Origin of the sequence: Fretibacterium sp. OH1220_COT-178, from assembly GCF_003860125.1 — a bacterium.
GTDB lineage: Bacteria > Synergistota > Synergistia > Synergistales > Aminobacteriaceae > CAJPSE01.
In genome coordinates, this window is sequence record NZ_RQYL01000051.1 from 1 (window position 1) to 3,805 (window position 3,805).

The 3,805-nt window shown below is 60.3% G+C and carries 2 protein-coding genes; both read right to left on the minus strand.

Features of this window, described 5'->3' with window-relative positions; all coding sequences use genetic code 11:
- On the minus strand, nt 1–1,149 hold a 1,149-nt coding region (locus EII26_RS12650), incomplete at its 3' end, for a hypothetical protein (protein ID WP_233572756.1).
- A gap of 202 nt (nt 1,150–1,351) precedes the next feature.
- The gene (locus EII26_RS12655; protein WP_124889516.1) at nt 1,352–3,364 is read right to left on the minus strand and encodes a Synerg-CTERM sorting domain-containing protein; all 2,013 of its coding nucleotides are present in this window, start codon (nt 3,362–3,364) and stop codon (nt 1,352–1,354) included.
- Between the last annotated feature and the right edge of the window lie 441 nt (nt 3,365–3,805).

The window sequence follows — 3,805 nt, forward strand, 5'->3', positions numbered from 1 at the left end:
CGAAACAAACAGACCTTCATCGATATGATTTACCTCGTCGCAGGACATTTGAATTTGACTGAATAGTTCCTTACCCACACAGAATAACGAGGAACCACCTTCATCGTAATAATTCATGCCAATGATCCCGCCGATCGTTCCTCCTCCTACGAGGATATCCCCGCTAAAAACGCAGTTCTTGATAAGGTGGACATAATCGCCCTTCACAATACCGCCGATGTTTACGGGGCAATCCTCGGAAATGGTCCACTCGGCCAGACAGTTTTCCAAAGAAAGCGCAGCCCCCGCAATGCCCCCAATATTTATAGCGTCCTCATTTGCTTCAATTTCAGAAAAAAAGACGGAAAACCGTGCCCGGCAGTCTTTAATGAAAGAGCCCTCAGCGATGATCCCCCCCATTTTCCCTCCTTCATAAGAAAGGGAACTTCTTTTTAAGTGAAACTCTCCTTCGAAAGCACAATTCCGTATCAATTCGTCTCCGTCTGAGTGTGCTCTGGAAGCGATTCCAGCTACCATCACCTGACTTTCACCATTCCTCACCTCCAGCCGCGCCCGAACCTCGCAATCGGACATCACACCCTCTATTCCGGCATGATAGTCTCCGACAAGGCCTCCAAGAAAAATTGCACGTCCTTCAGTGAAATCTACAAGAACGGATCCCGTGAAGGAGCTGTCACGAATTGTCCCCAAACAACGGTTGGCGAGCGGACCCAGGACTTTCTCGTACTCTCCGCCGTCTCCCGAAAACACGACATCTCCGGATAGATGTACGCCGAGGACCGTGCCGAGTTTCTCTTCTCCGATGCTCCCTATCACGTTAAAAAGGGAGGTATTCAACTGGATCAGGTGTCCCCCTCCATCAAAGGAGCCCAGGAACGGCTTCTCTCCCGTCCCGATAGGGGTCCATTCTTTTCCCTCGAGGTTCAGGTCTTTATCCAGCCGCACCGTTTTACCCTCAAAGGGATTGCCGTCGTTCACCAGCTTCGCCAGCCCGGCCAGCTGCACCTCCGTGGAGATGACGAACCGGCTCTGGCCTTCCTTGTACCAGCTCACATCGGCCTCGTCCAGCCAGCTCGCCGCGTTTGCGGCCGATGCGAGGAAGATGAGGAGCGCCAGGGAAAAGGCGGCACAGAGGCCTCTTGCTTTCATCGTTTGCATTGTTTGTCACCTTCCTTACTTTATTTGCCTCCCCTGAAAGGGGAGGTGCCGAACGCAGCAAGGCGGAGGAGTTGTCCTTGAGGCTCGACAACACCCCCCAGCTTCGCTATCGCTCAGCAGCCCCCCTTACAAGGGGGGCCAATGCCCCCTGCCTCCCCTGAAAGGGGAGGTGTCGCCGAAGGCGACGGAGGGGTTAACCCCTTCGCCGCCCAACCGCAGGAACAACCGCCAGCAACAGCAGCCAGCCCCACAAAAAGCCCGCGTCACAACCGCCACCGCCTCCACCGGATCCGCCCCTGGGCTTCTCCGGACCGGGGGTCGGCCCCGGCTCCGGAGCGGGCGTTCCCGACGACCCGACCGTGAGGATCGCCGCCGGGTCCACGACCTTGCCGTCCGCCGAACCGTCCAGGTCGTACTTTCCGCCGTCCTCGATAAACAGCACCAGGACGTAACGGACATACGGCTTCAGATCCTCCGCGACATTGCCCTCGGCATCCAGCACCGTGAAGCGCCCGTCGGCGAAGTCCACGGGACTGGCCGCCCACTTCAGCAACGCGCCCTTGTTCGGCCCCATGATCTTGAGCAGCTTCACGTCCGCGCCCTTCTTGCCCTTCGGATCGGTGACCGTCAGATCGACGCCCGCAGCTGCGACGCCGCCGGCACTGCCCAGCCGAGCCGTGAACACCGGGAGGAGCTTGACGCTCTCAAGCGCTTCGGCCGTCGGCAGTACCTTCTTCCCCACCTCCCGGGCTACCTTGGGTGCGACCTTCACGATACCGGTGCTGGGGTCCACATTCAGGTCGCCCGCAGTCAAACCGGACCGGGAAAGCGACTCCGCAGCCTTTTCCAGGGCCTCCGTCTGATTGGACGCCGTGAAGAACTCCGGCTTCACGGCCGTGACGCCCTTAGGAGCTCCATCCGGAAGATCGGGCAAAATGCCGGTCTCCGGCCGATCGGGGTGAGGCACGGGTGAGGGACTCGGCGACGGGCTTGGGCTTGGAGATGGGTCTGGGCTTGGCGATGGAGACGGCGGGTTCACCGGGCCGGTCGGAAGGGAGATCGCCGTGTAGGCCGAGATATTGCCGCCCAGCGCATTGGCGTCGAACTCCCTCCAGTTCGTACCGTCGTAGCGCCACAGGCTGTAGCCCACGCCCGCCCACAGGTAGTTCCGCTCCGGGTCGTAGACCAGGCCCATACGGTACCCGTACTTACCCTTGAAATCCCGAAGCAGCCTGCCCAGATCGCCGGCGGCCAGGCGCTCCGCCGTCGTCTCGTAGACGCGGATGCTGTAGCCCGGCTTGTACTCCTCCTCGGAAACCCATTGCGTGGCCTGCACATAGATCTTCCCCCACGCCGACGCGACCGCCCCAAACATGTGGCTGAAGGTGGGATCCTTTTCCTTCATCCTCCTTGCCGTCACGGGCGCGGAGATCTCCATCGTGTCAAGATTCACGATCTCCACGCAGGACTCCGGGTTGTACGTGTTCCCGAAGGGCTGTACCCCACCCAGCGTGGCGATGTAGAGCAGATTGCCCTGCCGGATATAGGCGCCCGGCGTGAAGCCGTCCAGGTTCTTGCCCAACATCGGTTTTCTGGCCAGAACGTTCAGGTCCCTGTCCAGCTTCACCAGCTGGTTGGGCGCGTAGCCGCCCGAGGCGATGTTCCAGACGTCGCGCCCCTCCGTGAAGATCGCGTAAAGCGCATCTCCATAGGGCACCAGCCCCTCCCCGTGGGCGTCGTGCCCCGCGGCCGAGGGGACATAGCGGTACGTCTTGTCCTCCTGGTACCGGTCTCCCCGGGTCGCCACGCGATTGACCGTAGGGATGTCGTAGGCCGTGCCGTAGAGACTGCCCCCCGACGTCACCAGAACCCGGGTGTTGTGCAGCGAGGTCCCCGCCTCCAGGGGACGGTTCCAGGTCTGGGGAACACTCCAGTTTGCCTTGGGGCCGGGGTCGTGAATGTTGATGACGTCCGTGCCGTTCAGAGTGTAGAGGGTTATCGCAACACGGAAATTGCCGTCCGCGTTGACGAACGGGTAGATGCCCTGTCCTTGGTTGCCCCCCATGTTGCTGACCAGGGGATGGATGGGATTGCCGTCTCCCAGTACGATCCCCAGCGCCGTGTTGGCATAGCTGTTGTCCTGCCGCGTGAAGAGGAGCTCCGCCCCCGCCGGGGCGGACAGGAACAGCAGCAACGCCAAAAACACCGATACAACCGAATAAACACGCTTTCTCACATTTCTCACCTTCCTGTTCTTTTCGGTTTGTGACACCAATAAACTCATTTGAGATTGTCCCGTATTCCTGCTACCCCCCAGCCCCTGCGGGGCAGAGCCCTTTTCAAGGGGGTCTGAAAAACGCGCATCTTCTTTTGCCTCCCCTGAAAGGGGAGGTGGCCCGAAGGGCCGGAGGGGTTGTCCTTGAGGCTCGACAACACCCCCCAGCTTCGCTACCGCTCAGCAGCCCCCCTTACAGGGGGGCCAAAAGCCTCCCCTGAAAGGGGAGGTGGCCCGAAGGGCCGGAGGGGTGTTGTCTGCGCCTGACAATCGCGAAATCCGTATCGCGATTGTCAGATAGCGACCGACACAGCATCCGCGGCCTGACGGCCGCGGAGAGCTGGTCGTCTGCTAGAACCTCCAGATCAGCGA